The sequence below is a fragment of the Modestobacter sp. NPDC049651 genome, from assembly GCF_040659695.1.
Lineage (GTDB): Bacteria > Actinomycetota > Actinomycetes > Mycobacteriales > Geodermatophilaceae > Modestobacter.
The window spans coordinates 26,821-49,577 of sequence record NZ_JBFAOG010000003.1; the positions used below are offsets into that span (position 1 = coordinate 26,821).

Consider the following 22,757-nt stretch of genomic DNA (forward strand, 5'->3'; position numbering starts at 1 on the left):
GATGACCACAGGATGAACCGGAGGACCGGATGGCCGACGCAGGTGCACTCGACGGGCAGGTGGCGCTGGTGACCGGCGCGGCGCGCGGGATCGGCCGCGCGGTCGCGCTGGAGCTGGCGGCCGCGGGCGCCGACCTGGCGCTCGGGCTGCGCGACCCCGCCCGGGACGGCGGGCTGGTCGCGGAGGTGACCGCGCTCGGCCGCCGGGCGGTGCCGCTGGCCATGGACGTCACCGACCTGGCCGCGAGCCGGGCGGCGATCGACACCGCCGTCGCGGAACTCGGCCGGCTCGACGTGCTGGTCAACAACGCCGGCGGCGGCATCATGGGCGCGGCGCTGGACGTCACCGAGGAGGACTTCGACGCCGTCTGGGCGCTGAACACCCGCTCGACGTTCTTCCTCGCCCAGCACGCCGCCCGGCACATGACCGCCACCGGCGGCGGGTCGATCGTCAACGTCGCCTCGCAGGCCGGGCTGGTCGCGCTGCCCGGCGAGGTCTCCTACTGCACCGCGAAGGCCGCCGTCCTGCACCTGACCCGGTGCCTGGCCGTCGAGTGGGGCGAGCTCGGCATCCGGGTGAACGCGGTCGCGCCGACGTTCATCGAGACGCCGGGCACCGAGCCGGCGCTGTCGGACCCGGCGTTCCGCGCCGACGTCGTCGACAGGATCGCCGCGCTGCACCGGATCGGCCGGCCCGAGGAGGTGGCGACCGCGGTCGCCTTCCTCGCCTCGCCGGCCGCGTCGCTGGTCACCGGGCACTGCCTGACCGTCGACGGCGGGTGGACGGCGCGCTGACCCGCCTTCCCCTGGGTGGCTGGCGGTGCAACCGTGTAATCACGACGCACCGAGGAGGACGCCATGACCTCGTCCACCACCCTGTACGAGCACGTCGGCGGCGAGCCGGCGATCCACCGGCTGGTCGCCGCCTGGTACCCGACGGTGCTCGCCGACCCGCTGCTGCACCCGCTGTTCGGCGCCGGGCACGACGGCCACGTCGACCACCTGACCGCCTTCCTGGCCGAGGTGCTCGGCGGGCCGCGGCGCTACACCGAGGAGCTCGGCGGCTTCCCCGCGCTGCTCGTCCCGCACCGGGGCCGGCGGATCAGCGAGGAGCAGCGGCGGCGGTTCGTCGACCTGTTCCTGGCCGCCGCCGACACCACCGGGTTCCCGGCCGACGCCCGCAGCCGGGAGGCGCTCACCGGCTACCTGGAGTTCGGCACGCAGGTCGCCGTCCAGAACTCGCACGCGGACGACGACGCCGGCCTGCACCCCTGCCAGGAGGTCCCCCGCTGGCCCGGCTGACCCCCCACTCGCCGGTTTCTCGCGAGAAACCGGCCCGAGTTCTCGCGGGAAAGCGGGAGGGGCGGCTCAGCCGAGGACGACGAGGAGGTCGCCGCCCTCGACCTGCTGGACGGCGCCGATGGCCAGCCGGGTGACGCTGCCGGCGCGCGGCGCGGTGATCGAGGCCTCCATCTTCATCGCCTCGATCGTCGCCACCTGCTGACCGGCCTCGACGGCGTCACCCTCGGCGACCTGCAGGGTGACCACCCCGGCGAACGGGGCGGCCACGTGGCCGGGATCGGTGCGGTCGGCCTTCTCGGTGGTCTGCACGTCGACCGAGACGGACCGGTCCCGCACGCTCACCGGCCGCAGCTGGCCGTTGAGCGTGCACATCACGGTGCGCATGCCGCGCTCGTCGGCGTCGGACACCGCCTCGATGCCGATCAGGAGCCGGACGCCGGGCTCCAGGTCGACCGAGTGCTCCACCCCGCGGCGCAGCCCGTAGAGGAACTCCTTGCTGGGCAGCACCGACACGTCGCCGAACTGCTCGCGGTGCTGCTCGAACTCCCGGGTCGGGCCGGGGAACAGCAGCCGGTCGAGGGTGGCCCGCGGCTGGCCGGCCAGGCCGTCGGCGTCCTCGGCCGACAGCTCAGCCGGGGGCTCCGCCGGGCGGCGGCCCTCCAGGGCCTTGGACCGGAAGGGCTCCGGCCAGCCGCCGGGCGGGTCGCCGAGCTCCCCGCGCAGGAACCCGACCACCGAGTCGGGCAGGTCGAAGCGGCCCGGGTCGCCGGCGAACTCCTCGACGTCCACCCCCGCCCCGACCAGCTGCAGCGCCAGGTCGCCGACCACCTTGGACGACGGGGTGACCTTCACCAGGTGGCCGAGCAGCCGGTCGGCGGCGGCGTACATCGCCTCCACCTCCTCGAACCGCTGCCCCAGGCCCAGCGCGATCGCCTGCTGGCGCAGGTTGGACAGCTGCCCGCCGGGGATCTCGTGCGTGTAGACCCGCCCGGTCGGCGCCGGGAGCCCCGACTCGAACGGCGCGTAGACCCGGCGCACCGCCTCCCAGTACGGCTCGAGGTCGTTGACCGCGCGCAGGTCCAGGCCGGTGGCCCGCTCGGTGTGGTCGGTGGCGGCGACGATGCTGCTCAGCGCCGGCTGGGAGGTCGTCCCGGCGAGCGAGGCGCTGGCGCCGTCGACCGCGTCGACCCCGGCCGTCCACGCCGCGAGCAGGGTGGCGAGCTGCCCGCCGGGGGTGTCGTGGGTGTGCAGGTGCAGCGGCAGGTCGAACCGCTCCCGCAGCGCCCGCACCAGGGTGGCCGCGGCCGGCGCCCGCAGCAGGCCGGCCATGTCCTTGATCGCCAGCACGTGCGCGCCGGCGGCCACGATCTGCTCGGCCAGCCGCAGGTAGTAGTCCAGCGTGTACAGCTGCTCGGCCGGGTCGGAGAGGTCGCCGGTGTAGCAGAGCGCCACCTCGGCGACCGCCGTCCCGGTCTCGCGGACCGCGTCGATCGCCGGGCGCATCTGGCCGACGTCGTTGAGCGCGTCGAACACCCGGAAGACGTCGATGCCGGTGCGCGCGGCCTCGGCGACGAACGCCGTGGTCACCTGCTCGGGGTAGGGCGTGTAGCCGACGGTGTTGCGGCCGCGCAGCAGCATCTGCAGGCAGACGTTCGGCACCGCCTCGCGGAGCGCGGCGAGCCGGTCCCAGGGGTCCTCGTGCAGGAAGCGCAGCGCCACGTCGTAGGTGGCCCCGCCCCAGGCCTCGATCGACAGCAGCTGGGGCAGCAGCCGGGCCTGGTGGCCGGCGACGGCGACGAGGTCCTTGGTGCGCACCCGGGTGGCCAGCAGCGACTGGTGGGCGTCGCGGAAGGTGGTGTCGGTGACCGCGAGCGCCCGCTGCGCGCGCAGGTCGGCGGCGAACCGCTCCGGGCCGAACTCGAGCAGCCGGTCCCGCGAGCCGTCGAGCGGGGCCAGCCGCAGGTCGACGTCCGGGAGCTTCTCCACCGGGTCGACCAGGTGCGGGCGCTCCCCGTGCGGCCGGTTGACGGTGACGTCGGCCAGGTAGCTGAGGATCTTGGTGCCGCGGTCGGCGGACTGCCGCGCGGTGAGCAGCCCGGGCCGCTCCTCGATGAACGAGGTGGTCACCCGGCCGGCGCGGAAGTCGGGGTCGTCGAGCACCGCCTGCAGGAACGGGATGTTGGTGCTCACCCCGCGGATGCGGAACTCGGCGACCGCGCGGCGGGCCCGGGCCACGGCCAGGTCGAAGGTGCGCCCGCGGCAGGTCAGCTTCACCAGCATCGAGTCGAAGTGCGCGCCGACCTCGGCGCCGAGGGTCGCCGCGCCGTCCAGCCGCACGCCCGCGCCGCCCGGCGAGCGGTAGGCGGTGATCCGGCCGGTGTCCGGGCGGAAGCCGTTCGCCGGGTCCTCGGTGGTGATCCGGCACTGCAGCGCCGCGCCCCGCAGCTGCACGGTCTCCTGGGCGAGGCCGAGGTCCGCGAGGGTCTCCCCGGCCGCGATCCGCAGCTGGCTCTGCACCAGGTCGACGTCGGTGACCTCCTCGGTCACCGTGTGCTCCACCTGGATGCGCGGGTTCATCTCGATGAACACGTGCCGGCCCTGCCGGTCGACCAGGAACTCCACGGTGCCGGCGCAGCTGTAGCCGATGTGCTGCGCGAACCGGACGGCGTCCGCGCAGATCCGCTCGCGCAGCGCGGGGTCCAGGTTCGGCGCGGGCGCCAGCTCGATGACCTTCTGGTGCCGGCGCTGCACCGAGCAGTCCCGCTCGAACAGGTGGATCACGTTCCCGGCCCCGTCGGCCAGGATCTGCACCTCGATGTGCCGCGGGTCGACGACGGCCTGCTCCAGGAAGACGGTGGCGTCGCCGAACGCCGACTCCGCCTCGCGCATCGCCGCCTCGATCGACCCGCGCAGCTGCGCCCGGTCGTCGACCCGGCGCATGCCGCGGCCCCCGCCACCGGCGACCGCCTTGACGAAGACCGGCCCGTCGATCTGCCCCGCGGCCACCAGCAGCGCCTCGACGTCGTCGCTGGGGTCGGTGCCCTGCAGGGTCGGCAGGCCCGCCTCGCGGGCCGCGGCGATCGCCCGGGACTTGTCGCCGGTCAGCTCGAGCACCTCCGCCGACGGACCGACGAAGGTGATGCCCGCGCGGGCGCACGCCTCGGCCAGCTCCGGGTTCTCCGACAGGAAGCCGTAGCCGGGGTAGACGGCGTCCGCCCCGGCGCGCTGCGCGGCGCGGACGATCTCCGCGACGTCGAGGTAGGCGCGCACCGGGTGGCCCTGCTCGCCGATCTGGTAGCTCTCGTCGGCCTTGAGCCGGTGCACGGAGTTGCGGTCCTCGTACGGGAACACCGCGACGGTGCCGGCCCCCAGCTCGTAGGCGGCGCGGAACGCGCGGACGGCGATCTCACCGCGGTTGGCGACCAGGACCTTGTGGAACACGGGCGCGTCCTCTCGTCCAGGGGCGTTGCCGCACCGTAGCGGCCGGGGTGGGGGTCGTCCCAGACGTCCGCTGACACGCCCGGGCCGGACACGGTGCGTCGTGCGCGACCGGAGCGGGTAGTGCCGCCGTCGTGAGCGCTGAGCAGCCAGCCACCCCCGCGTCCTCCGCCCCGGGCTCCGGCGAGGTCGTCCTCGTCACCGGGGCCTCCAGCGGCATCGGCCGCGCGAGCGCCGTCGCGTTCGCCCGCCGCGGTGCCTCGCTGGTCCTGGTCTCCCGCAGCCCGGCCACCCTCGACCAGGCCGCCGCGGAGTGCCGCGACGCCGGGGCGGGGGCGGTCGAGTGCGTGCCCGGCGACGTGCTGCGGCCCGAGGACGTGCAGGCCGCCGTCGACCGCGCGACCGGCAGGTTCGGCCGGCTCGACGTCGTCGTCCACTCCGCGCAGGTGATGGCCTACGGGAAGATCGAGGACCTCGACCCGGCCGTGTTCGAGCGGGTGGTCGACACCGCGATCAAGGGCACCTTCCACGTGTTCCGGGCCGTGCTGCCGCAGTTCCGGACGCAGCAGCGCGGGTCGCTCGTCGTCGTCAGCTCGCTGCTGGCCTCGGTCACCACGCCGACGATGGGCGCCTACAACACCGGCAAGTGGGGTCAGCTGGGCCTGATCCGCACGTTCCAGCAGGAGGTGCGCGACCTGCCCGGCGTCCACGTGTCGGCGGTCGCCCCCGGCGGGACGACGACGCCCATCTACCACCAGGCCGCCACCGTGCTGGGCAACACCGGCCACCCGCCGCCGCCGGTCTACACGCCGGAGCGGGTGGCCCGGCACGTGCTCGCCCGGGTCGAGCGCCCGCGCCGGCTCAAGCAGTCCGGCTTCGCGAACCCGCTGATCATCGCGGGGTTCCGGCTGTTCCCGCCGGTGTACGACGCGCTGGTCGGGCCGCTGCTGAAGGTGTTCGGCTACTCGCGGGACAACGTGCCCCCGACCAGCGGCAACGTGTTCGAGCCGGTGCCGGAGAAGGAGTCGACCCGCGGCCCCTACCGCGGCATCTGACCCCCACCCCTCCCGCATTCGGCGCCGAAAGTGGGTCCGCTTTCGGCGCCGAAAGTGGGGGTCAGGCGGGGACGAGGCCGCCGTCGAGGGTGATCACCTTGTTGGTCAGGTAGCCATTGGTGAGCACCGCCAGCGAGATCTCGGCGACCTCCTCGACGGTGCCCAGCCGGCCGACCGGCACCGGGAGCGGCATCGCGTCGGGGTCGTCCGGGTCGACCGGCAGGATGCGGGTGCCGGCGATCAACGCGGGCGCCACGGTGTTCACCGTGACCCCGCTCCCGGCGACCCGCGGCGCGAGGTGGTGCATCAGCCCGTGCAGGCCGGCCTTGCTCGCCGCGTAGTGCGGACCGACGACGCCACCGTTGAGCGCCGCGACCGACGAGACGAACAGCACCCGGCCGAACCCGCGCTCGACCATCGCCGGCAGCGCCTCGCGGGTCATCGACCAGGGCGCCCGCAGGTTGACCGCCATCGTCCGGTCCCAGACGTCGAGCTCCACGTCGGTCCAGTCCAGCTGCTGGCCGACGCCCGCGTTGGCGACCAGGACGTCGACCGGGCCCAGCTCGTCGCGGGTGCGGCGGACGACCTCCGCGGGGACGTCGGGGTCGGCGAGGTCGGCGGGCAGCACCAGCGCCCGGCGGCCGGCCGCGCGGACGTCGTCGGCCACCGCTTCGGCGTCCTCCCGGTGGGCGGTGCACGTCAGCGCGACGTCCGCACCCGCCCGGGCCAGCGCGCGGCCCAGCGCGCCGCCGATGCCGCCCGACCCGCCGGTGACCAGCGCGACCCGCCCCTGCAACTGCTCCGCCATGCCCGGCCACTACCCGGTTTCCCGCGAGGAACCGGGGGCCGGATCAGCGGGCGTAGCGGGTGGCGGCGCGGGCACGGGCCTGGGCGGCCAGCACCTCGCGGTCCCGCGGCGGCGCGGCGGTGACCAGGTCGTCGAGCAGGTGGCGGGTGACGTGCGCGATCTCCTCGACCGCCCGCTCGAACGCCGCGGCGTTGGCCTGCGACGGCTTCGCCGACCCGCTCACCTTGCGCACGTACTGCAGCGCGGCGGCACGCACCTCGTCGTCCGTGGTCGCGGGCTCGAGGTTGTGCAAGACGTGGATGTTCCGGCACATGCCGCCACCGTAGGACGCCGACCGTGATCGTTGTGCACGGATCGCTGCCTCCCGGGGCGGGAAGGGACGATCAGCGCACAACGGCGTGGGAGGTCAGCGGGCGAGGTCGAGGTCCGCGGGCCGGGTGCCGGCGACCACCGTGCCGCCGCCGTCGCCGCGGGCCAGCGCCCGGCTGATCACCACCCGCTGGATCTGGTTGGTGCCCTCGAAGATCTGCATGACCTTCGCCTCGCGCATGTACCGCTCGACGGGGAAGTCGCGGGTGTAGCCGTAGCCGCCGAGCACCTGGACGGCGTCGGTGGTCACCTTCATGGCGTTGTCGGTGGCCACCAGCTTGGCGATCGACGCCTGCCGGGCGTAGGGCAGCCCGGCGTCGCGGAGCCGTGCGGCGGACAGGTACATCGCCCGGGAGGTCTCGACGGCGGCGGCCATGTCGGCGAGCAGGAACCCCAGCCCCTGGTGCTCGATGATCGGGACGCCGAACGTCTCCCGCTCCTTGGCGTAGGCGACCGCGTCGTCCAGCGCGCCCTGGGCGAGCCCGGTGGCGACGGCGGCGATGCCCAGCCTGCCGGCGTCCAGCGCGGCCAGCGCCAGGCGCAGCCCCTCGCCCTCGGCGCCGAGCCGCCGGTCGGCGGCCACCGGCACGCCGTCGAACCGCATCGTGGCGGTGGTCGAGCCGGTGAGGCCCATCTTCCGCTCGGCCGGGTCGGCCGACAGCCCGTCGGCGCCGGCGGGCACCAGGAACGCCGAGATGCCGCCGGTGCGGTCGGCCGAGGTGCGGGCCATCACCGTGTAGGAGTCGGCCTGCCCGCCGTGCGTCGTCCACGCCTTGTCGCCGGTGATCCGGTAGCCGTCGGGCACGGCGTCGGCGCGGGTCCGCATGGCGGCGGGGTCGGAGCCGGCGTGCGGCTCGGAGAGGCAGTAGGCGCCCAGCAGCTCGCCGCCGAGCAGGTCGGGCAGCCAGCGCTCCTGCTGCTCGGGCGAGCCGGCGGTGGCCAGCGCGAAGCAGGACAGCCCGTGCACGCTCACCCCGACGGCCACGCTGGCCCACGCGGCGGCGAGCTCCTCGAGCACCTGCAGGTAGACCTCGTAGGGCTGCCCGCCGCCGCCGAGGGCCTCGTCGTAGGGCAGCCCGAGCAGGCCCGTGCGGCCCAGCGTCCGGAACACCTCGCGGGGGAACTCCTCGGCGGCCTCCGCGGCGGCGGCGCGGGGCGCCAGCTCCTCGCGGGCGAGCTCTCGGGTGAGGTCGAGGAGGTCGGCGGCCTCCTGGGTGGGGACCAGACGACGGACGGCCACGGGCCACCTCCGGAGCATCGGGCCGGACGGCGCTGTCCGGCGAGCAGTACTCCTGAAGGGTACGCAGTACTGGTCCGCGTACTCAAGGACGGCGTGGCTACTCTCCCCCCGCCAGGAGGAGGACCCCGATGACGTCGCTGGAGACCCGCTCGGCCCGCGTGCTGCTGCGCCGCGCCGAGCTGCTCGACGACCTGGTCGCCCTGGTGCTCGCCGAGGGCTTCGCCACGCTGACCCTCGACGACCTCGCCCGCCGGCTGCACTGCTCGAAGAGCACGCTCTACGGCATCGCCGCGAGCAAGGAGCAGCTGGTGGTGGCCGCGGTGAAGCGGTTCTTCCAGCGGGCCACCGCCACGGTCGAGGGCCGGGCCGCCCAGCCGGGCGACTCCCGGGCGCGCATCGGCGCCTACCTGCTCGCGGTCGCCGAGCAGCTGCAGCCGGCGTCGACGCGGTTCTTCGCCGACGTCGCCGCGTTCCCGCCGGCCCGGGAGATCTACGAGCGCAACACCCGCGCCGCGGCCGCGCGGCTGCAGGAGCTCGTCGCCGCCGGGGTGGCCGCGCACGAGCTGCGCCCGGTCGACGCCTCGTTCGTCGGCGCCGCGGTGGCCCAGGTGATGAACGCGATCGCCGCCGGCCAGATCGGCGCGCTCACCGGCCTGGACGACGCCGCCGCCTACCGCGAGCTCGCCGACCTGGTGGTGGCCGGGGTCACCCCGCGCTGACCCGCGGCCGGTCGGCGCCACCGGCCCGTGGGTAAGGTGAGCCTCACCAACCCGTGCCGGGTGCGCCCCGGCCTGCCGACCAGGAGCCGCCCGTGGCCCAGCGCACGGCCACCCCGGCCGCCCCGGCCGCGGCGGCACCCCCACGCCGCGGGCTGCTCCCCGGCGCGGGGAGCCGGCTGCTGGGCCTGTGCCTGCTGCTCGCGCTCACCGTGGCCGTCTGCGCGCTGAGCATCGCCGTCGGCACCCGGTCGATCGGGCTGGGCACCGTCTGGCACGCGCTGTGGAACGCGCACGCCCCCGGCGACGAGACGGTGATCGTCCGCCAGCTGCGGGTGCCGCGCACGCTGCTCGGCGTGCTGGCCGGCGCGGCGCTCGGCGTCGCCGGGGCGCTGATGCAGGGGCACACCCGCAACCCGCTGGGCGACCCCGGCCTGCTGGGCATCACCGCCGGCGCCTCGTTCGCCGTCGTCCTCTCCATCTGGCTGCTGCACCTCAACTCGGCGGCCGGCTACGTCTGGTTCGCCCTCGCCGGGGCGCTGCTGGGCAGCGTCGCGGTGTACCTGGTCGGCTCCTCCGGGCGCGGCGGCGCCACCCCGGTCAGCCTGGCGCTCGCCGGGTCGGCCCTGAGCTTCCTGCTGTTCGCGCTGGTCCAGGCGATCACCATCCGGGAGACCACCGCGCTGGACGCCTTCCGCTTCTGGGTCGTGGGCGCGCTGGCCGGCCGCGGCTCGGACGTCGTCGTCCAGGTGGCGCCGTTCATCGTCGTCGGCCTGGTGCTGGCCGTGGTCAACGCGCCGGCGCTGAACCTGCTCGGCCTGGGCGAGGACGTCGCCCGCGGGCTGGGCCAGCGCATCTGGCTGGCGCGCGCGGTCGGCCTGCTGGCCATCACCCTGCTCACCGGCGCGGCGACCGCGGCGTGCGGGCCGATCGCCTTCGTCGGGCTGGTCGTGCCGCACGTGGCCCGCGCGGTCACCGGCCCGGACCACCGCTGGCTGGTCCCCTGGTCGGGCCTGCTCGGCATCGTGTTCCTGCTGCTGGCCGACGTGCTGGGCCGGGTGGTGGCCCGCCCCGGCGAGCTGCAGGTGGGCATCGTGCTCGCGGTGGTCGGCGCACCGTTCTTCATCGCGTTGGTGCGCCGCCGGAAGCTGGCCGCGCTGTGACCGCCACGGCGCCGACCCGCACGGCCGCCCGTCGTCCCCGGCCGCTGCAGACGCTCCGCGTCGGCCCGGTCTCGGCCACCTACCGGCGGCGCGACCTGCTGGTGCCGGTGGTGCTCGCGGTCGCGCTGGTGCTCGTGTCGGCGGTCAGCCTGGGGCGCGGCGACTACCCGATCAGCACCGTCGACGTGCTGCGCTCGCTGGTGGGCCTGGGCGAGGAGACCGACCGGTTCATCGTGCTGGAGCTGCGCGCGCCGCGGATCGTGGTCGCGGTGCTCGTCGGCATCGCGCTGGGCGTCTCCGGCGCGCTCGTGCAGACCTTCGCCCGCAACCCGCTGGCCAGCCCCGACGTGCTGGGCGTGACCGGCGGCGCCTCGATCGGCGCGGTCGCGGTGCTGGTGCTGGGCGGCTCGTCGCTGTCCGGTCCGCTGGCCTCGATCGGGCTGCCCGGCGCGGCCCTGGCCGGCGGGCTGGTGATGGCGGCGCTCGTCTTCGGCCTGGCCTGGCGGCAGGGGATCGACGGCTACCGGCTGGTGCTGGTCGGGATCGCGCTGTCGGCGATGGCCCAGGCGGTCATCCGCTACCTGCTCACCCGCAGCGACATCCAGCTGGCCGCGGTCGCGAACGTGTGGATCACCGGGTCGCTCAACGGCCGGGACTGGGACCAGGCGGTGCCGCTGGCGCTGTCGCTGGTCGTGCTGCTGCCCGCCGCGCTCGCGCTCGGCCGCACCCTGCGGGTGCTGCAGTTCGGCGACGAGACGGCGACCGCGCTGGGCGTGCGGGTGCCGCTGGCCCAGGGCGTCACCGTCGTGGTGGCGGTCGCGCTGGCCGCGGTGGCGGTGGCGGCGGCCGGGCCGATCCAGTTCGTCGCGCTCGTCGTCCCGCAGATCGCCGTCCGGCTCGCCGGCGGCTCCCGGCCCCCGCTGCTCGCCTCCGGCCTGCTCGGCGCGCTGCTGCTGGTGGCCAGCGACCTGCTGGCCCGCACCGTCCTCCCCGACAGCTTCCCGGTCGGCGTCGTCACCGCGGTGGTCGGCGCCCCGTACCTGCTGTGGCTCCTCGTCCGCGGAAGGCGGCGATCGACCCTGTGACCGATCTCGTGACCAACGCCTCGCCGGCCACCGGCCCCGCCACCCCGGCGCCCCGGCCGGTCCGGCTCGCCGCCGAGGGCGTGCGCCTGGCCTACGGCGAGCACGTCGTCGTCGACTCGCTGGACCTCGCCCTCACCGACGGCAGCTTCACCGCGATCGTCGGCCCCAACGGCTGCGGCAAGTCGACGCTGCTGCGCGCCCTCGGCCGGCTGCTGCGCCCCACCGGGGGCACGGTGCTGCTCGACGGCCGGGCGATCACCTCCACGCCCACCCGCGAGGTCGCCAAGGTGCTCGGCCTGCTGCCGCAGACACCGCTGGCGCCCGAGGGGCTGACCGTCGCCGACCTGGTGGCGCGCGGCCGGCACCCGCACCAGAGCTGGCTGCGGCAGTGGTCCTCGGACGACGAGGCGATCGTCACCGAGGCGCTCAGCTGGACCGACATGGCCGAGCTGGCCGACGTCCCGGTCGACGCGCTGTCCGGCGGCCAGCGGCAGCGCGCCTGGATCTCGATGGCGCTGGCCCAGGGCACCGACCTGCTGCTGCTCGACGAGCCGACGACCTACCTCGACCTGGCGCACCAGGTCGACGTGCTGGAGCTGGTCGGCCGGCTGCACGCCGAGCGGGGGCGCACCGTCGCGGTGGTGCTGCACGACCTCAACCTGGCCGCCCGCTACGCCGAGCGGCTGGTGGCGATGAAGGACGGCGTGCTGGTGGCCGCGGGGACGCCGGCCGAGGTGCTCACCGAGCAGCTGCTGGCCGAGGTGTTCGAGCTCGAGGCCCGGGTCGTGCCCGACCCCGTCACCGGGACGCCGATGGTCGTGCCGGTCCGCCGCCTGCGCTGAGGCACCCGGGCACTCCGGGGACGAGAGGCGCGGCACCCGAGCGGGGGCAGGGCCCGGGCGCCACGGCGGCGAGTTACGAAACCCGCCGTTTCCGTGAGCGGCTCGATGATGGCAGGCGTCACGCCCGGCGCAAGGGGACACACGCGGGACCTTGGTCCCGACTCCGCGGGATCAGCCGCCCAGCCGGCGCACCAGCTCGCCCCTGATCGCGGGGCGGGAGCCGAAGACCAGCAGGAACAGCGCCTCGCGGGCGGTCCGCTCCGCGGTCGACCCGGCCAGCACGGCCCGGCTGCCGGTGGCCGCGGCCAGCAGGCCGGCGGCGCGGTGGGCCAGGGCCGAGGCGGCGGCCCGGGCCGCGGGCAGCTCCGCCGGGGTCGCCGCGGCCAGCTCCGCCCGGACGGCGGCCAGGTCGGCGTCCAGCGGCGAGGGCCCGACCAGCCGGGTGCAGCGGAGGACCAGGCCGAGCGCCAGCGCGCCGTTGGTGCGCAACCCGGCGGCATCGGCGGCCCGCAGCTCCGCGAGCGGCACCGTGCCCACCAGCCGGGCGGCCGGCACCCGGTGGCCGTGCAGGGCCAGCTCCACAGTCGCGCTGGCCGGCACCGCCACCAGCCGCTGGGGAGTGGCGGTCAGCGTGGGTCCGGCCGCCGCGTCGAGGAGCACGAAGGCGACCTCGTCGGCCTCCCGGGCGGCGACCAGCAGCAGGTCGACGTGCCCCCAGCCGGTCACCCAGGGCACCTCGCCGTCCAGGACCAGGTCGCCGCCGTCCCGGCGGACCGCCACCGCGGCCGGTCCCGGCCGGGTGGCCGCCTGCAGCGCGGTGCCGGCCCGGCTGCGGCCGGCGCACAGCGGGGCCAGGAACTCCGCGCGCAGGTCGGCCGGGGCGCCGGCGACCCGCGCCACGACACCGAGGTGCTGCAGCCAGACGAACGCGGTGGCCAGGTCGCCGGCGGCGAGCTCCGCCACGACGTCGGCCACGGTGCCCGGGGCGGCGGCCAGGCCGCCGGCGTCGACGGGCCCGGTCAGGCCGTACAGGCCAGCGGCGGCGAGCGCGTCGAGGTGCCCGGCGGGCAGCCGGCCCGCGGCGTCCGCCCCGCCGGCGGCCGGTGCGAGCAGCTCCTCGGCGAGGCGGCGGGCCCGGGCGACGACGTCGGTCACCCGCTCATCCTCGCCGGGCGCACCGCCCGGCCGGCCGGTGGGGTGGGCCGCTCAGAAGGTGAACTGCGAGACGGTCACCCGCAGGTCGCTGGCCAGCCGGGAGAGCTCGTCGACGGCGATCCGGGTCTGCCCCAGGGCCGCGGTGGTGGACTCCGACGCCTGCGAGACACCGGTGATGTTGGCGGCGATCTCGCTGGCGCCGGTCGCGCCCTCGGCCACCGACCGGGCCATCTCGTTGGTGGTGGCGGTCTGCTCCTCCACGGCGGAGGCGATGGTCAGCTGGAAGTCGTTGATCGAGCCGACCACGTCGGTGATCCGGCCGATGGCCTCCACCGCGGCGCCGGTGTCGGTCTGGATGGCCGCGACCCGGCGGGAGATGTCGTCGGTCGCCCGGGCGGTCTCCTCGGCCAGCTCCTTCACCTCGCTGGCCACGACCGCGAAGCCCTTGCCGGCCTCGCCCGCGCGCGCCGCCTCGATGGTGGCGTTCAACGCCAGCAGGCTGGTCTGCTCGGCGATCGAGGTGATCACCTTCACCACCTCCCCGATCTCGCGCGATGAGTCGCCGAGCTTCTGCACCGACGCGTTGGTGCGGCCCGCCTCGACGACGGCCCCGCCGGCCACCCGGGCGGCCTCGGCGGCGCCCTTGGAGATCTCGGAGATGGCGGCGTTCATCTCCTCCGAGCCCGCCGCGACGGTCTCGATGCTGCGCGAGACCTCCTCGGCCGCCGCCGAGACGACGGTGGCCTGGGTGCTGGTCTCCTCCGCCGACGCCGAGATCTGGCCGGCCGACGCCGACAGCTCCTCGGCCGAGGCGGCGACGGTCGAGGACGAGGCGACGATCCCGGCCATCACCCCGCGCAGCTGCGCCAGCGCCGCGTCGATCGCCGCGCCCATCCGGCCCAGCTCGTCCCGGCTGGTCATGCCGGTGCTGCGGGTCAGGTCGCCGCGGGCCAGCGCCTGGGCGACCTCCTCGACCCGGCGCACCGTGCGGGCCACGCCGCGGGCGACCAGCAGCCCGATGGTGAGCGCCACCAGCACGCCGACCACCAGCACCATCACGGAGAACGTCCGCTGCCGGGCGCTGTCGGCGCGGGCCTGGGCGGCGTTGGCCGCCGCGTCGGCGCTCTCCAGCTCCTCCAGCTCGACCAGCCCGGCCAGCGCCTCGTCGTAGAGCGGCTTCACCTGGGCGTCGTGCACGGCGGTCCACGCGGCCGGGTCGTGCTGCTGGGCCAGCGACGCGAGCAGCCCCTGCTCGACCTGCCCGGCCCGGGTGAACGTCTGCTCGACCTCGGTGAGGGCGTCCTCGGTCTCACCCGGGTGGTCCAGCGCCAGGAAGTCGTCGAGGTGGTCGCCGAACCGGTCGCGCGCCTCCGAGGACCGCTGCAGCGCGTCGGTGGTCGCCTGGGGCGTGGTGGCCAGCACCGCGGCCTGCTGGGCGTTGGCGACGTCCTTCACGTCGCTGATCAGCGCCGTGATGCCGTCGATGCCCAGCACGTCCTCGTGGTAGAGCCGCTCGCTGGTGCCCGCCTCGGCGGACAGCGCGACCAGACCGCTGACGCCGATGACGGCGGCCACGAGGGAGGCGGCGCCGACACCGGTGAGCACCTTGACCGCCACCGGGCGGTCGGCCCACCACGCACCCGGCGTCGACCGTCGCCGGGCCGGGGCCCCCTGGGGGGCCGGGGTGGTGGGCATGAGGGCTCCTCAGGACGGGCACAGCTGTCCCTGAGGTCATCGTCCGGCGCGCGGGGTTGTTGAGCCGACGCGGCCGGGACCACATCCCGGCCGCGCCGGCCCCGCTCAGCGCCGGGGGGTCGCCGGCTCCGCGGTGTCGACCACCGGCTGCGGCGCCACCACGTTGCCGCCGTCCGCCGGCGGGTCGGCGGCGCGCACCTCGAGCACGAAGTCCTCGCCGTGCCGGGTGATCCCGTCGACGACGGCCTGCTCCACCGCGGCCCGGCCGTACGTGCCGCGCAGGACCAGCGGGTCGGTGCGCAGGTCGCGGACCAGCGCGACCGCCATGCCCACCATGACGACCGCGAACGGCAGCGCGGCGATGATCGTGAGGTTCTGCAGCCCGGTGAGCGCGTCGTCACCGCCGACCAGCAGCATGACGGCGGCCACACCGCCCATCACGACGCCCCAGAACACGACCACCCAGCGGCTGGGCGACAGCGTGCCCCGTTGCGACAGCGAGCCCATGACGATCGAGGCGGCGTCGGCGCCGGAGACGAAGAAGATCGCGACCAGCACCATGACCAGCACCGTCATGACCGTGGCGAGCGGGTACTCGCGCAGCACCCCGAACAGCTGGCCCTCGCTGGTCGCCTGGCCGGCCACGTCGACGCCGTCCCGCTGGGCGGCGATGCCGGCCCCGCCGAACACGGCGAACCAGACCAGGCTCACCACGCTGGGCACGAGCAGCACGCCGCTGACGAACTGCCGGATCGTGCGGCCGCGGCTGATCCGGGCGATGAACATGCCGACGAACGGCGTCCAGCTGATCCACCAGGCCCAGTAGAAGACCGTCCAGCCGCGCAGCCAGGTGGCCATCGCGTCGCCGCCGGCGGCCTCGGTGCGCCCGGCCATCTCCCCGAGGTCCGAGAAGTAGCCGCCGATCGCCTCGGGCAGCAGGTTGAGGATGAAGACGGTCGGCCCGACGACGAACACGAAGGCGGCCAGGACGACGGCGAGCACCATGTTGGTGTTCGACAGCCACTGGATGCCCTTGGCCACCCCGGACACCGCCGAGGCGACGAACGCCGCGGTCAGCACCGCGATGATGCCGACCAGGACGCCGTTGCCGACGTTCCCGGCCCAGCCGAGGATCTCGACGCCGCTGCCGATCTGCAGGGCACCGAGACCGAGGGAGGCGGCGGAGCCGAACAGCGTGGCGAAGATCGCCAGGACGTCGATGACCTTGCCGGCCGGCCCCGCGGCCCGCCGCCCGAACAGCGGGGTGAACACGGCGCTGATCAGCTGCGGCCGGCCGCGCCGGAACGAGCCGTACGCGATGGCCAGGCCGACCACCGCGTAGATGGCCCACGGGTGCAGCGTCCAGTGGAACAGCGTGGTCGCCATCGCCGTCCGGACCGCGTCGGCGGACTCGCCCTCGACGGTGCCCGGGGGCGGCGACACGTAGTGCGTCAGCGGCTCGCTGACGCCGTAGAACATCAGCCCGATGCCCATCCCGGCGCTGAACATCATCGCGACCCAGGAGACGGTGCGGAACTCGGGCGCCTCGTCGTCCCGGCCGAGCGGGATGCGGCCGTAGCGGCCGGCGGCCAGCCACAGCACGAACAGCACGAACCCGGACGCGATGAGCACGAAGAACCAGCCGAGGTTCGACTCGATCCAGGTCAGCGCGCCGGAGCTGGTGGAACCGAGGTTGTCCGACCCCAGGAAACCCCAGGCCAGGAAGGCCAGCGCGACGGCCGCGGCGACGCCGAAGACGACGCGGTCCAGGCCGGCGGAGCGGTCGGCGACGGGTGGCCGGACGTCGAGCGCCGGGTGCGGCGCGTCGTCCCCGTCCGTCGGCCGGTGGGGCACGGTGGTACTCGCCATGTGGGTGGCGCCCGAGGTGCGGGCGCCCCTCCTCTCGTGGTGCGGTCCGGCGCGCACGGCGGTGTGGCGCACGGAGGCGGAACCTCTCCTCCATCCCCGCTGGCACCGGGGGCGAACCCGGATGTGGCCCGATCGTCACCCACCTGGGTGAACGACACCGGTGTCGCCGCGGCCCGGGGGACGGGCCAGACTGGAGGGGATGGACGTGCTCAGCGAAGGCCCTGCCGAAGACCTCCTCATCTGGCTCCGCGGCCCCGGCCTCGAGGCGCTGCTGATCATCCTGGGGGCCGTCCTGCTGGCCCGGCTGGTCAGCTGGACGGGGAACCGGATCACCGACCGGATCGACGCCGGTTCGACCGGCGGGGACGCCCTGGTCCGCTCGGAGGCCGCCAAGCACCGGCACTCGCTGACCCAGGTGATCACCTGGTCGCTGATCGTGCTGATCTGGTCGATCGCGGTGTTCTTCGTGCTCGAGCGGCTCGGCGTTCCGGTCACCGGCCTGGTCGCGCCGGCGACCGTGCTGGGTGTCGGGCTGGGCTTCGGCGCCCAGCGGGTCGTCGGCGACGTGCTGGCCGGGTTCTTCCTGATCACCGAGCGGCAGTACGGCTTCGGCGACGTCGTCTCGATCAACGTCGTCGGCGGGGGTGACCCGGCGAGCGGCACCGTCGAGGACGTCACGCTGCGCATCACCCGGCTCCGCTCGCCCGACGGCGAGGTGGTGACGGTGCCCAACGGCCAGATCGTCAAGGTCGTGAACCTGTCCCGCGACTGGGCGCGCGCCGTCGTCGACGTGCCGGTGCCGGCGACCACCGACGTCAACCGGGTGCAGGAGGTGCTGCGAGAGGTCGGCGCGCGGGCGTTCGCCGACGAGCGGCTGCACCCGCTGCTGCTCGACGAGCCGAGCCTGATGGGCGTCGAGAGCCTCGGTCTGGACGAGGTGAACCTGCGCATGGTCGCCCGCACGCTGCCCGGAAAGCAGTTCGACGTCGGCCGCGACCTGCGGGCCCGGGTCGCGCTGGCGCTGTCCCGGGAGGGGGTCACCCTGCACGTTCCGACCGGTCCGGACGGCACCGACCCGCACGAGGAGGCGCTCGCGGAGGACCGCGTGCGCAGCGGGGGTGCGGCATGACCCACGCCGACCCCGGTCCCCAGGGCAGTGGCCCCGACGGCGCCCGGCCCGGCCCGGTCGACCCGCCGACCACGATGCTGCCCGTCGCGGCCGGCCTGCCGGCGGTGCCCGGCGCCCCGACCGCGAAGCGGCCACCGCTCTGGCGCCGCCGGGTGCCCACCCGGCTCGGCCGCGCCCGCACCTCGACGGTGGTCATCGGTTGCCTGTTCGTGCTGCTGTTCGCGCTGAACGTGGCGCTGCCGCGGCCGGACACCCGCACGATCACCGACCCGGACACCGGGGAGCAGTTCCGGGTGAGCTCGTTCAACCGGAACGCCCCGGCGACCACCACCCCGCCGTCGACGCCGACGGAGGAGGCCCCGCGGTCGTCGGTGCCCGCGGAGTCCTCGTCGCCTGCCCCCGGGTCGCCGACGACCAGCGGGTCGGCCCCGAGCAGCGCGCCCGGGGACGAGTCGACCACCCCGTCGCGGACGCCGGAGCGGTCGACGTCGTCGGCACCGCCCCGCTCGACCAGCGTGTCGCCGCCCAGCCCGCGCGAGCGCACCAGCGAGGCGCCCGCGACCACCGCGGGCGGGGGCGAGAGCGGCGCCGAGGAGACCGGCGGCAGCGGCACCGGGGCGACGCCGACCGGCTGACCTCAGAAGCTGGTGACCACCGCGATGCCCGGCGTGCGGCCCACCGCGGCCAGCGCCGGGCCCGCGTCGGCGAGCCCGAGCTGCCGGGTGACCAGCAGCTCGGGCCGCAGCCGGCCGGCGGCGATGAGCGAGAGCATCGCCGGGTAGTCGGCGGCGGCCATGCCGTGGCTGCCCAGCAGCTGCAGCTCGCGGGCGATCACCAGCTCCATCGGCACCTCGGCGCGGCCGGCCGCCGGCGGCAGCAGCCCCACCTGCACGTGCCGGCCGCGGGGACGCAGGCTGCGGATCGAGTTGACGCAGGTCTGCGGGGCGCCGAGCGCGTCGAGGGAGACGTGCGCGCCGCCACCGGTGAGCGCGGCGACCGCGGCGGGGACGTCGTCCGCCGTCCCGTCGACGACGTGCTCGGCGCCGCACGCCCGGGCCAGCTCCAGCGCGCCCGGCGAGACGTCGACGGCGACCACCCGGGCGCCGGACGCGACCGCGACCTGGACGGCGGACAGCCCCACCCCGCCGCAGCCGTGCACCGCCACCCACTCCCCCGGCCGCACCGCGGCGACCCCGGTGACCGCCCGGAACGCGGTGGCGAACCGGCAGCCCAGCGCCGCGGCGGTGGCGAACGGCAGCTCGTCGGGCAGCGCGACCAGGTTGACGTCGGCGGCGTCGAGGGCGACGAGCTCGGCCAGCGACCCCCAGTGGGTGAAGCCGGGCTGGGTCTGGCGCAGGCAGACCTGGCCGTTGCCCTCCCGGCAGGCCGCGCACCGGCCGCAGGCGCAGACGAACGGCACGGTCACCCGGTCACCGACCGACCAGCTCCGCACCCGGGGCCCGATCGCGGCGATGCTGCCGGCGAGCTCGTGGCCCGGCACGTGCGGCAGGACGACGTCCGGGTCGTGCCCGGCCCAGCCGTGCCAGTCGCTGCGGCAGATGCCGCTGGCGCCCACCCGCACGACCACGCCGTCCGGGGCCGGGTCGGGCGCCGGGACCTCCCGCACCGAGAGCGGACCGCCGAACTCCTCGAACACCAGCGCGCGCACGCCGGCCAGTCTCCCCCGGCCCCGTCCAGGGGCTCGCCCCGAGCGTGCGAGGGGTGAGGGGGACGGGGTCCTTCAACAGCGGCCGGCGAGGGTGGCCAGGCCGGCCGCGTCCAGGGAGATGACGCGCAGCGCGAAACCGGTCTCCGGGACGACGAACTCCCCGTCGGCCACCGCCAGGCCCATCCGCCGGTAGAAGCCGAGCGCCGACGCGCGGGCGGTGGCCCACAGCAGCGTGGCCTGCTGGTCGACCAGCACGCCGGCGAGCGCGCGCAGCACCGCCGCGCCCACGCCCCGGCCCTGCCACGCCGGCGCGACGCCCATCGAGTGGAAGCGGTAGGTCGACGCCGGGTCGCTGCCCTCGAGCGGCGTGCGGTCGGTGCTCACGCAGGCGACGAGCCGGCCGTCGACGTACCCGCCGTGGTGGCCGGCGCCGGGGGCCGTGTCGTAGGGCCAGACCACCGGCCGGCCGGGGTGCCCGGCCGAGAGCGCGGCGTCGCGGAGCTCGACGAGGTCGGCCAGCGCCACCGGGCGCAGCTCGAGAGGAGGCACCCGGGGATCGTGCCAGCCGATCAGGACGGAAGGCGGATTGCGCAGGGGCCGGGCCGCCGTCCTAAGATCGCGACTGGCTCACGAGAGGCAGCGACAAGCACCTGGCTGGCTGCCCGGCAACCTCTACTCCGTCTGAGGTGCTCCCAGGGGAAGAGCCGGCCCTCCGGCGCCCGCCGGCGGGCAAGGACGGAGCCCTCCGCGCCGTGGGTGCTCCGGCGACCTCAGGAGGTAATGGCGCATGACCGAGCCCAGCGGCTGGAGCTTCGAGACCCGGCAGATCCACGCCGGCGCAGCCCCCGACCCGACCACCGGCGCCCGCGCGCTGCCCATCTACGCGACCACCAGCTACCAGTTCCGCGACAGCCAGCACGCCGCGGACCTGTTCGCGCTGGCCGAGATGGGCAACATCTACACCCGGATCATGAACCCGACGCAGGACGCGCTGGAGCAGCGCGTCGCGTCGCTCGAGGGCGGCGTCGCCGCGCTCGCCGTGGCCAGCGGCCAGGCCGCGGAGACCCTGGCGATCCTGAACGTCGCCGAGGCCGGCAGCCACGTCGTCGCCTCCGCCTCCCTGTACGGCGGCACCTACAACCTGCTGCACCACTCGCTGCCCAAGCTCGGCGTCCAGGTCTCCTTCGTGGAGAACCCCGACGACCCGGAGAACTGGCAGTCCCTGGTCCAGGAGAACACCAAGGCCTTCTACGCCGAGTCGATCGGCAACCCGAAGGGCGACGTCCTCGACACCTCCGCGGTGTCGGAGGTGGCGCACCGCAACGGCGTGCCGCTGATCGTCGACAACACCATCGCCACGCCGTTCCTGGTGCGGCCGATCGAGCACGGCGCGGACGTCGTCGTCCACTCCGCCACCAAGTACCTCGGCGGGCACGGCACGGCGATCGCCGGCGTCATCGTCGACTCGGGCAACTTCAACTGGACCGGCGGGAAGTTCCCCGGCTTCACCGAGCCCGACCCGACGTACCACGGCGTGGTCTACGCCGACCTCGGCGCGCCGGCCTACGCGCTCAAGGCCCGCGTGCAGCTGCTGCGCGACCTCGGCCCGGCCATCTCGCCGTTCAACGCCTGGCTGGTCGTGCAGGGCATCGAGACGCTGTCGCTGCGGATGGAGCGGCACGTCGCCAACGCCCAGCGGGTCGCCGAGTGGCTGGAGTCCCGCGACGAGGTCGAGTCGGTGCACTACGCCGGCCTGACCTCCTCCCCGTGGCACTCCGCGCAGCAGAAGTACGCCCCGCGCGGTGCGGGCGCGGTGCTCGCCTTCGAGATCCGCGGCGGCGTGGCGGCCGGCAAGCGGTTCGTGGAGGCGCTGGAGCTGCACAGCCACGTGGCCAACATCGGCGACGTGCGCAGCCTGGTCATCCACCCGGCGTCGACCACGCACTCGCAGCTGACCGAGGAGGAGCAGCGGACCACCGGCGTCACCCCCGGCCTGGTGCGCCTCGCCGTGGGCCTGGAGGGGATCGAGGACATCCTCGCCGACCTCGAGTCCGGCTTCCGGGCCGCGAAGGCGGCCTGACGTGAGCGGGGTCCGGGACGCCGGACCGGCGTCCCGGACCCCCGATGCCGGCGGCTGGCAGCCCGGCGACCCGGCCGGGGACCGGCGCTTCCTGACGCTGGACGGACCGGTCCGGCTCGACCGCGGTGGCGTGCTGCCCGTCGTCACCGTCGCCTACGAGACCTGGGGCACGCTCGCCCCGGACGGCGGCAACGCGGTGCTCGTCGAGCACGCGCTCACCGGGGACAGCCACGTCGTCGGCCCCGCCGGCCCCGGCCACCCGACCGCCGGCTGGTGGCCCTCGCTGGTCGGGCCCGGCGCCCCGCTGGACACCGACGAGCTGTTCGTCGTCTGCGCCAACGTGCTCGGCGGCTGCCAGGGCACCACCGGCCCGTCGTCCACGGCGCCCGACGGCCGGGCCTGGGGCTCCCGCTTCCCCGAGGTCACCATCACCGACCAGGTCGTGGTGGAGGCCGCGCTCGCCGACGCGCTGGGCGTCGGCCGCTGGCGGGCCGTCGTCGGCGGGTCGATGGGCGGCATGCGCGCGCTGGAGTGGGCGGTCGGGCACCCGGACCGGGTCGCGGGGCTGTTCTTCCTCGCGTCGGGGGCGGTCGCGACCGCCGACCAGATCGGCACCCAGACCACCCAGCAGACCGCCGTCCGGGCCGATCCCGCCTGGGCCGGCGGCGACTACCACCCCGGCCCGGGCCCGGTGACCGGCCTGGGCATCGCCCGGCGGATCGCCCACCTGACCTACCGCAGCGACATCGAGCTCGGCGCCCGCTTCGGCAACACGGTGCAGGACGACGGCCGCTACGCCGTGGCCTCCTACCTCGACCACCACGCCGCGAAGCTCGCCCGGCGGTTCGACCCGGGCAGCTACGTCGTGCTCACCGAGGCGATGAACGGCTGGGACGTCGGCCGCGGCCGCGGCGGCGTCGAGGCGGCGCTTCGCCGGGTCACCGCCCGGTCCGTCGTCGCCGGCGTGGACTCCGACCGGCTGTACCCGATCGGCGAGCAGCAGCGGGTGGCCGACGGCCTCGGCGTGCCGCTCCGGGTCATCCCCTGCCCCTACGGGCACGACGGCTTCCTGCTCGAGACCGCCGCCGTCGGCGACCTCGTCCGGGAACTGCTCGCCGGCTGACGCCCAGGCAGACTGACGGG

The 22,757-nt window shown here is 75.6% G+C and carries 20 protein-coding genes and 1 riboswitch; of the genes, 11 read left to right on the forward strand and 9 right to left on the reverse strand.

Annotated elements, in window-relative coordinates; genetic code table 11:
• Window positions 1–29 precede the first annotated feature (29 nt).
• Window positions 30–794 (forward strand): SDR family NAD(P)-dependent oxidoreductase, encoded by a 765-nt coding sequence (locus AB0J00_RS05705; RefSeq protein WP_357741446.1) that lies wholly within the window; start codon window positions 30–32, stop codon window positions 792–794.
• A gap of 63 nt (window positions 795–857) precedes the next feature.
• Window positions 858–1,301 (forward strand): group II truncated hemoglobin, encoded by a 444-nt coding sequence (locus AB0J00_RS05710; protein WP_357741449.1) that lies wholly within the window; start codon window positions 858–860, stop codon window positions 1,299–1,301.
• A gap of 66 nt (window positions 1,302–1,367) precedes the next feature.
• Here the strand turns inward: AB0J00_RS05710 and AB0J00_RS05715 are convergent, their stop codons facing one another.
• Entirely contained in the window at window positions 1,368–4,742 is a 3,375-nt protein-coding gene (locus AB0J00_RS05715) for a pyruvate carboxylase (RefSeq protein WP_357741452.1), read from the reverse strand.
• A gap of 131 nt (window positions 4,743–4,873) precedes the next feature.
• On the opposite strand from AB0J00_RS05715, the gene AB0J00_RS05720 reads away from it, so the two are divergent.
• Window positions 4,874–5,794: an SDR family NAD(P)-dependent oxidoreductase gene (locus AB0J00_RS05720; protein WP_357741455.1), complete on the forward strand. Its 921-nt coding sequence runs from the start codon at window positions 4,874–4,876 to the stop codon at window positions 5,792–5,794.
• Between the two features lie 61 nt (window positions 5,795–5,855).
• Here the strand turns inward: AB0J00_RS05720 and AB0J00_RS05725 are convergent, their stop codons facing one another.
• From AB0J00_RS05725 to AB0J00_RS05735, 3 genes are all read right to left on the reverse strand, one after another.
• Complete coding sequence (locus tag AB0J00_RS05725; RefSeq protein ID WP_357741458.1) at window positions 5,856–6,602, reverse strand: SDR family NAD(P)-dependent oxidoreductase; 747 nt, start codon at window positions 6,600–6,602, stop codon at window positions 5,856–5,858.
• A gap of 43 nt (window positions 6,603–6,645) precedes the next feature.
• Complete coding sequence (locus AB0J00_RS05730; RefSeq protein WP_357741461.1) at window positions 6,646–6,915, reverse strand: DUF2277 domain-containing protein; 270 nt, start codon at window positions 6,913–6,915, stop codon at window positions 6,646–6,648.
• A 93-nt stretch (window positions 6,916–7,008) separates the two neighbouring features.
• On the reverse strand, window positions 7,009–8,211 hold the full coding sequence (locus AB0J00_RS05735; RefSeq protein ID WP_357741464.1) for an acyl-CoA dehydrogenase family protein: 1,203 nt from the start codon (window positions 8,209–8,211) through the stop codon (window positions 7,009–7,011).
• 128 nt (window positions 8,212–8,339) lie between these two features.
• Between AB0J00_RS05735 and AB0J00_RS05740 the strand changes: the two genes are divergently transcribed.
• The 4 genes from AB0J00_RS05740 (at window position 8,340) to AB0J00_RS05755 (ending at window position 12,017) form a co-directional block, all read left to right on the forward strand.
• Window positions 8,340–8,930, forward strand: coding sequence for a TetR/AcrR family transcriptional regulator (locus AB0J00_RS05740; protein ID WP_357741467.1), 591 nt, complete (start codon window positions 8,340–8,342; stop codon window positions 8,928–8,930).
• A 92-nt stretch (window positions 8,931–9,022) separates the two neighbouring features.
• Window positions 9,023–10,090: an iron ABC transporter permease gene (locus tag AB0J00_RS05745; RefSeq protein ID WP_357741470.1), complete on the forward strand. Its 1,068-nt coding sequence runs from the start codon at window positions 9,023–9,025 to the stop codon at window positions 10,088–10,090.
• Window positions 10,087–11,175, forward strand: a complete 1,089-nt coding sequence (locus AB0J00_RS05750; RefSeq protein ID WP_357741473.1) for an iron chelate uptake ABC transporter family permease subunit — start codon at window positions 10,087–10,089, stop codon at window positions 11,173–11,175. Before AB0J00_RS05745 ends, AB0J00_RS05750 begins: the two co-directional genes overlap by 4 nt.
• Window positions 11,172–12,017, forward strand: coding sequence for an ABC transporter ATP-binding protein (locus tag AB0J00_RS05755; protein ID WP_357741476.1), 846 nt, complete (start codon window positions 11,172–11,174; stop codon window positions 12,015–12,017). Before AB0J00_RS05750 ends, AB0J00_RS05755 begins: the two co-directional genes overlap by 4 nt.
• Window positions 12,018–12,188: 171 nt before the next feature.
• Here AB0J00_RS05755 and AB0J00_RS05760 read toward each other — a convergent pair whose 3' ends face one another.
• The 3 genes from AB0J00_RS05760 to AB0J00_RS05770 form a co-directional block, all read right to left on the reverse strand.
• Window positions 12,189–13,172, reverse strand: a complete 984-nt coding sequence (locus AB0J00_RS05760; RefSeq protein ID WP_357741479.1) for an acyl-CoA dehydrogenase family protein — start codon at window positions 13,170–13,172, stop codon at window positions 12,189–12,191.
• Window positions 13,173–13,223: 51 nt separating this feature from the next.
• Window positions 13,224–14,867: a methyl-accepting chemotaxis protein gene (locus AB0J00_RS05765; RefSeq protein ID WP_357741482.1), complete on the reverse strand. Its 1,644-nt coding sequence runs from the start codon at window positions 14,865–14,867 to the stop codon at window positions 13,224–13,226.
• A gap of 105 nt (window positions 14,868–14,972) precedes the next feature.
• Window positions 14,973–16,721: a BCCT family transporter gene (locus AB0J00_RS05770; protein ID WP_357741485.1), complete on the reverse strand. Its 1,749-nt coding sequence runs from the start codon at window positions 16,719–16,721 to the stop codon at window positions 14,973–14,975.
• Window positions 16,722–16,935: 214 nt separating this feature from the next.
• On the opposite strand from AB0J00_RS05770, the gene AB0J00_RS05775 reads away from it, so the two are divergent.
• Complete coding sequence (locus tag AB0J00_RS05775) at window positions 16,936–17,865, forward strand: mechanosensitive ion channel family protein (RefSeq protein ID WP_357741488.1); 930 nt, start codon at window positions 16,936–16,938, stop codon at window positions 17,863–17,865.
• Window positions 17,862–18,500, forward strand: coding sequence for a hypothetical protein (locus AB0J00_RS05780; protein WP_357741491.1), 639 nt, complete (start codon window positions 17,862–17,864; stop codon window positions 18,498–18,500). The genes AB0J00_RS05775 and AB0J00_RS05780 overlap by 4 nt, the downstream gene beginning before the upstream one ends.
• 2 nt (window positions 18,501–18,502) lie before the next feature.
• On the opposite strand, the gene AB0J00_RS05785 is transcribed toward AB0J00_RS05780, so the two are convergent.
• Complete coding sequence (locus AB0J00_RS05785) at window positions 18,503–19,534, reverse strand: zinc-dependent alcohol dehydrogenase family protein (protein ID WP_357741494.1); 1,032 nt, start codon at window positions 19,532–19,534, stop codon at window positions 18,503–18,505.
• 72 nt (window positions 19,535–19,606) lie between these two features.
• The gene (locus tag AB0J00_RS05790) at window positions 19,607–20,083 is read right to left on the reverse strand and encodes a GNAT family N-acetyltransferase (protein WP_357741497.1); all 477 of its coding nucleotides are present in this window, start codon (window positions 20,081–20,083) and stop codon (window positions 19,607–19,609) included.
• A gap of 76 nt (window positions 20,084–20,159) precedes the next feature.
• A riboswitch (SAM riboswitch) is annotated at window positions 20,160–20,276 on the forward strand.
• 45 nt (window positions 20,277–20,321) lie between these two features.
• Here AB0J00_RS05790 and AB0J00_RS05795 point away from each other — a divergent pair.
• Both AB0J00_RS05795 and AB0J00_RS05800 read left to right on the forward strand, forming a co-directional pair.
• Complete coding sequence (locus AB0J00_RS05795; RefSeq protein ID WP_357741499.1) at window positions 20,322–21,614, forward strand: bifunctional o-acetylhomoserine/o-acetylserine sulfhydrylase; 1,293 nt, start codon at window positions 20,322–20,324, stop codon at window positions 21,612–21,614.
• Window position 21,615: 1 nt separating this feature from the next.
• A complete protein-coding gene (locus tag AB0J00_RS05800) occupies window positions 21,616–22,737 on the forward strand; it encodes a homoserine O-acetyltransferase (protein ID WP_357741502.1) in 1,122 nt (373 codons plus the stop codon).
• Window positions 22,738–22,757: the final 20 nt, after the last annotated feature.